The following is a 5,921-nucleotide window of genomic DNA, read 5'->3' as shown; positions in this document are numbered from 1 at the left end:
GGACGGGCCCGGCGGCGGTCGGCGCGACCGCCGCCGGGCCGGTGCTCAGCCGCCCATGCTCAGGAACGACCACTGGTGGCCGTCGGGGTCCCGAAAACCACGCATGTACAGCCAGTCCTGGTCCGCACCCCGGCCGAGCGACCCGCCCCCGGCGGCCACGGCCCGGTCGTGCAGGTCGTCGACCTGCTCGCGGCTCTCCACCGCGAGCCCGACGATCACCTCCCGGCTCGTCGCCGGGTCGGTGACGGGGACGCCGGTGTACGCCTCGAAGGCCGGTCGGGTGTGCAGCATGAGCCGGGCGTCGGCGCCGAGGGTGAGCTGGACGCTTTCGCCGTCCGGGGACGGCTCGTCGGCGGTGAAGCCGAGCGCCCGGAAGAACTCGACGGACGCCGTCAGATCGCGGACCGGCAGGTTGACGAAGGTCGTGGTCATCGCGCTTCCCCCTCCAGGAGTTGCTTGAGCGCGGCGAGCCGGTCCCGCCAGTACGCCTTGAACTCGGCCGCCTGCTCCGGCCCGGTGAGCTTCTCGTGCTGTACCGACACCCGGGACTTCGTGTCGCCGAGCGCGGCGAACCCGACGACGAGCCGGGTGGGCCCGCCGGCCCAGTCGGCGCGGAAGGTCCTCGGCGCCGTGGCGGTGCGCACCCGCACCTCGACGTCGGGCAACCACCGTCGCCGCAGCGTCTCGTCGACGAAGGCGTCGAACAGCCGCCCGACGGGCACCGCCACGGTACGGCTGCCGGTCGCCTCGAAGCCGCCACCGCGGCGCTGACCGGGCGCGCGCAGGCCGCGGGCCTGCTCGTACCCGACGGTTATCGTCTGCGCCCACCAACCGGGCACCTCGTGCGTCGTCACCAGCCAGGCGGCGATCGCGGTGTGGGTGTGCCCGGTGCCGCCCCAGCCGTCGAGCAGGGCGAACCACTCCTCCCAGCCCCGGCCGGTGCGCTGCCGCAGCAGCGCGTCCGGGGTCCGTGCCATCTGCCCGGCGGTGCCGCCCGGGGCCGCCGGAGCTTCCGTCTGAGCTGGCTCGACCTGCGTCGACTCAGCGGCGGTCGGCGCAGCCTGCGGCGGTTCGGATCCGGTCGGGGCGGGCGGCCACGACCGGTCGGCGAGGCCGCCGGTGGTGCGGATCAACAGGTGCCGGCGGGCGGTGGTGTAGCTCTCGCCGGTCTTGGTCATCCGGGCGCGTACCCGGGCCTTGAACGCGCGGTGACTGGTCATCACATGCTCCCTGTCCACGGCACGGTCGCAGGGACCCACGCTCCCGTCGACCCCGCCGGAGTGGGGCATGTGGCATACCGTCCCGAGGGCTCAGGCCCCCTTTGCCTCCCCGAGGCCGGCGGCGTGAGCACCGGGAGGGAGGTGAGGCGCAGGACGGCGCCGGGGTCATGGTAACCCCGTCGTCCCCCGCCGTGCACGCCCTCGCCCGGTCAGGTCGGTGCGGCGTCCAGGTAGACCCAGCGCCCGTCCTCGCGTACGAAGCGGCTGCGCTCGGCCGTCGTGGCGGCCCGGCCACGCTCGCGGTACCGGGCGCGGAACTCCACCGTGCCGGTGGCGTCGAACAGGCCGCCGCGTTCGGTGTCGACGATCTCCAGGCCGGTCCACCGGTCACCCGGGTCCAGACGCAACCGTGCCGGGCGGGTCGAGGAGTGCCAACTGCGCAGCAGGTACGCGGCATCGCCGACGGCGAAGGCGCTGTAGCGCGAGCGCATCAGCGCCTCGGCGGTCGGCGCGTCCGCCTCGCCCCGGTGCAGCCGCCCGCAGCACTCGTCGTACGGCAGGCCGCTCCCGCACGGACAGGCCCCCGGTCGCGTTCCCACCGGCTCATCCTCCCGCACCGGGAGATCGTGGCGGGAGACGGGGCGGTTCGTGCGGGACCCGGTCAGCGGGAGGTGCGCGGTGTCCGCCCACTGCTGAACGACTCCATGGTCGTCGCCCGGCGGGCCGGCGCCGACGGGGCCTTCTTCGCCGTCGCCTTCTTCGCGGGCGCCTTCTTGGCCGGTGGGTTCGTGGCCGGCGCCTTCCGGGCGCGGGCCGGCGTCGCCGTGGCGGACGTGGCCTTCTTCCGGGCGACCCGGGCCGTCGTCTCCGTGGGCTTCTCACCCGGGCTCTTGGCCGCGGTGGCCCCGGTGGCCCGCTTCGTCGCCGTCGCCACCTTCTTGGCCGCCGCCGTCCGCTTCATCGGGGCCTTGCGCGCCCCGGTGGCCTTCCTGGCCCGCCCTGCGTCCGCCATCGTCGCTCCTTCGCGAATCGGCCCTGGTGGCAGCGTCTTCCCCGGGCCCTCGCGGTCAAACGCCGTGGTCGCCGAGGTCGACCGGGAGCGGGACGGGGCGCTTGCAGACGCGGTCGTCGCCCGACGACCGGCCCCGGGCGTGGCGGGCCACCCACGGCAGCAGGTGCCGCCGGGCCCACGCCACCTCGGCGCGGAGAACCTCGTGTCCGCGCCGGCGCGGCGGCGTCTCCAGGGGCCGGGTCCACCCGTCGTCGGTCCCGGGAAGACCGACGGTGTACGCGAGGGCGGCGGCGATCCGTTCGTGTCCGGCGCTGTTGGCGTGCAGCCGGTCGTCGCTCCACAGGCGAGGGTCGGAGGCGACGGGGTGCGCCGCGAAGTCCAGCAGGGTGGCGCCGGTCTGCGCGGTGACCGCGCGCAGCGCCGCGTTGAGCGCCACGATCCGGCCGCGCAGCGGGCGGGCCAGCGGCATCACCGGCACCGGGTCGGGCAGCGTGAACGTCAGGACGGTGGAACCCTGCGCGACCAGGGCCCGCTGCATCGCGCCGACGTCCTCGGCGATCCGGGCGGCGTCGAAGGAGGGGCGCAGCACGTCGTTCATCCCGGCGACCACGGTCGCGAGATCCGGTGCCAGGTCGAGCGCCGGTTGCAGCTGCTCGGCGCGGATGCGGGCCGTGGTACGCCCCCGGATGGCGAGGTTCGCGTACTCCAGACCGCCGTCCTGCGCCCGGGCCACCGCGTACGCGAACCGGTCCGCCCAGCCCCGGTAGCCGCCGGCGCCGTCCGGGTCGTCGAGCCCCTCGCTGGTGCTGTCACCGATCGCCACGTACCGCTGCCACATGCCGGCGAGGGTAGTGGCGCGAGGATCACGCCTCCTCGCGGGCCCGCTGCCGGGGGACCCCGGTCACGTCCTCGTCCTTGAGGAACAGGTACCAGTAGGAGGTCGCCACGAAGACGACCGCGCCGACCAGGTTGCCGAGGAACGCGAACAGCCAGTTGTTCAGCACGTCCGGCCAGCCGATGCCCGGCACGCCCGCCCAGATCGCGGCGGGCAGGAAGAACATGTTCGCCACCACGTGGTCGAAGCCCATCGCCACGAACGCCATGATCGGGAAGAAGATGCCGAGGATCTTCCCGGAGACGTTGTCGGCGGCGAGCGCCAGCCACACCCCGAGGCAGACCAGCCAGTTGCACCCGACCCCGCGCAGGAAGACCTGCCACTCGCTCTCGTGCAGCGCCTTGGCCTCGGCGATCCCGGCCAGCCGCTCGTACGCCATCCCGGCCGGCGCACCGGCGTCGCTGCCGGTGTCCCCGACCACCCCCGTGGAGACGGCCAGGAAGTACGCCACGAACATCGCGCCGAGCAGGTTGCCCAGCAGCGTCAGGGTGAGGTTGCGGGCGACGTCGCCGACCGACAGGCGGCCGTTCATCGCCCCGATCGGCACCAGCAGCATGTTGCCGGTGACCAGGTGCGAACCGGCGATGACGACCAGCACCAGCCCCAGGGTGAACGCCGCGCCGGTGAACAGCGTCGGCAGGGTGCCCCACGTCGCCGGGTCCAGTCCGGCCGACACGACGATCGCGACCAGCGCCCCGAAGGCGATGTACGCGCCGGCCAGGAACGAGCCGACCAGCGTCTTGTCCCAGCGCAGCTGGGCCTTCTTCACGCCGGTCGCCACGGCGGCCTGGGCGATCTCGGCGGGCTCCTTGGCGACCATGCGTCCCTCCTCGCGTACGGGCCGGTCCGACCCTCGACGGGCCTCGTACCCCGGTCGTGCCCCCTTGACGCACCAGGGGCAGAGACGCACCGCGCACGTGCTCGGCGAACTGGAGTACGACGTCGCCGCCTTCACCCACGGTCCCGAGCTGACCGATCAACCCCGCAACCCCCCCACCCCCGCCCAGCGCCGCGATCTTGCACTTTTGGTCCGGGCATAACGCCAGCAAGCAGACATGTCGGCGACACAAAGTGCAAGATCGCGGGAGCGGGAGCGGGAGCGGGAGCGGGAGCGGGAGCGGGAGCGGGAGCGGCGCGGCGCGGCGCGGCGGGGCGGGGAGCGCGGGCGGGGAGGGGGTTACAGCCAGCCGGAGCGGCGGAACAGGCGGTGCAGGGTGAGGGCGGCCAGGGCCATCAGGCCGAGGGCGCCCCAGTAGCCGTACCGCCAGCCCAGCTCGGGCATGTGGGCGAAGTTCATGCCGTACACACCGGCGATGCCGGTCTGGGTGGCGGCGATGGCCGCCCACGCGGCGATCTTCCGCATGTCGTTGTTCTGGTCGACGGCGAGCTGTGCCAGTCGCGACTGGAGGATGGAGGTGAGCAGGTCGTCGTAGGCGGCGACCCGGTCCACGGCGCGAGCCAGCCGGGCGTCGACGTCGCCGAACCGGCGGCGCAGGCCCGGTGGTGGGCCGTCCTCCCGGACGTCGAGCACCGCGCGCAGCGGCGCCTGCAACGGCAGCACCGCCCGCTTGAACTCCACGACCTCACGCTTGAGCTGGTACAGGTGTTGGATGTCGGCGGAGCGGTCCCGCGCGAACACCGACTCCTCGGCTCGTTCCAGGTCCCGCTCGACGTGCCCGGCGACCTCCAGGTAGAGGTCGACCATGCGGGAGCAGACCGCGTACGCCACCGCCCACGGGCCCTCGGCCAGCACCGCCGGGCGGCCCTGGATCTCGTCGCGGACCGCCGCGAGGGCACCGGCGGCGCCGTGCCGGACGGTGATCACGAACCGGTCGCCGAGCAGGACCAGCACGTCGCCGGTGTCGACGACCTCGGAGGTGTCGGTCAGCTCGGCGTGCTCGACGTACCCGGCCGTCCGCAGCACCAGCAGGGTCACGGTGCCGTCGCGCCGCACCGTCGGGCGGTGCCCGTCGGTGAGAGCGTGCTCGACGGTCAGTTCGTCGAGGCCGAACGTCCGGCCGACCGCGGCCATCACGGCAGCGCCGGGATCGTGCAGGCCGAGCCAGACGAAGGCGTTGCGACTCCGCCGGCTCCGGGCGTACGCGTCGGCGTAGTGCGGTCGGCCCGGCTCGCGCCGACCGTCCACGTACACCGCGCAGTCGACCACCGCGTCGGGATTGGCCCGTCGGGGCTCGCGGGCTGCCGGCACCGGAACCGTCCTGCCCAGCAGCCGGGTCACCATCGCCGGCAGCCGCAACCCGTCCCGCGCCCGCTGAACCACCGTCCACCTCCGCCGCTCCGGGTACCCGCGTCCGACACCGTACGCAGGCGGAGCGCGTGGCGCGTCAGGGGACCCGCGTGGCGAACACCACGACGTTGTCGACGTAGTTGCCGCTGGCCCGGTCGAACCGGCCGCCGCAGGTGATGAGGCGCAGGCCGGCGACGGTGCCGGAGCCGTAGACCTCGTCGGTGGGGAAGCGGTTCTTCGGGTAGGAGCCGACGGCGTCGACAGCGAACGTGGCGGCGTGGCCGTCGACCCGGGTGACGTGGACCGTGTCGCCCGGGCGCAGGCGGCCCAGGTCGAAGAAGACAGCCGGACCGGCGGCCGAGTCGACGTGTCCGACGAGGACCGCGTTGCCGGTCTCACCGGGGCTGACGCCGTGCCGGTACCACCCGGCGACCGTGGGTTGGTCCAGCGGCGGCACCTCCAGCGCGCCCTGCGCGTCGGCGCCCACCGCGACCAGGGGCGCGTCCACGCCGATCGCCGGGATGGACACGTCCACCGGGTCGGCGC

At 74.2% G+C, this 5,921-nt stretch carries 8 protein-coding genes; all 8 read right to left on the bottom strand.

The annotated features are described in order from the left end of the window. Positions 1-45 precede the first annotated feature (45 nt). Positions 46-432 carry a VOC family protein gene (locus AB0I76_RS20675; protein ID WP_357037779.1) on the bottom strand — a complete coding sequence of 129 codons (387 nt, stop codon included), beginning with the start codon at positions 430-432 and terminating at the stop codon, positions 46-48. Beyond that, a complete protein-coding gene (locus AB0I76_RS20670) occupies positions 429-1,220 on the bottom strand; it encodes a hypothetical protein (protein ID WP_357037776.1) in 792 nt (263 codons plus the stop codon). The genes AB0I76_RS20675 and AB0I76_RS20670 overlap by 4 nt, the downstream gene beginning before the upstream one ends. A gap of 209 nt (positions 1,221-1,429) precedes the next feature. After that, complete coding sequence (locus AB0I76_RS20665) at positions 1,430-1,819, bottom strand: YchJ family protein (RefSeq protein WP_357037773.1); 390 nt, start codon at positions 1,817-1,819, stop codon at positions 1,430-1,432. A gap of 62 nt (positions 1,820-1,881) precedes the next feature. Then, the gene (locus AB0I76_RS20660; RefSeq protein WP_357037770.1) at positions 1,882-2,232 is read right to left on the bottom strand and encodes a hypothetical protein; all 351 of its coding nucleotides are present in this window, start codon (positions 2,230-2,232) and stop codon (positions 1,882-1,884) included. A gap of 55 nt (positions 2,233-2,287) precedes the next feature. Further along, positions 2,288-3,070, bottom strand: coding sequence for an SGNH/GDSL hydrolase family protein (locus tag AB0I76_RS20655; protein ID WP_357037766.1), 783 nt, complete (start codon positions 3,068-3,070; stop codon positions 2,288-2,290). Between the two features lie 25 nt (positions 3,071-3,095). Next, positions 3,096-3,947: a formate/nitrite transporter family protein gene (locus AB0I76_RS20650; RefSeq protein WP_357037763.1), complete on the bottom strand. Its 852-nt coding sequence runs from the start codon at positions 3,945-3,947 to the stop codon at positions 3,096-3,098. Between the two features lie 357 nt (positions 3,948-4,304). Further along, positions 4,305-5,408, bottom strand: coding sequence for a magnesium and cobalt transport protein CorA (locus tag AB0I76_RS20645; protein WP_357037760.1), 1,104 nt, complete (start codon positions 5,406-5,408; stop codon positions 4,305-4,307). A 64-nt stretch (positions 5,409-5,472) separates the two neighbouring features. Next, a partial coding sequence (locus tag AB0I76_RS20640; protein ID WP_357037757.1) for a class F sortase occupies positions 5,473-5,921 on the bottom strand: 449 nt, incomplete at its 5' end.

Source organism: Micromonospora sp. NPDC049799 (genome assembly GCF_040656655.1).
Classification (GTDB): domain Bacteria; phylum Actinomycetota; class Actinomycetes; order Mycobacteriales; family Micromonosporaceae; genus Micromonospora.
Note: the sequence above shows the minus strand (reverse complement) of the source record. Positions and strands in the feature narration are given on the sequence as shown.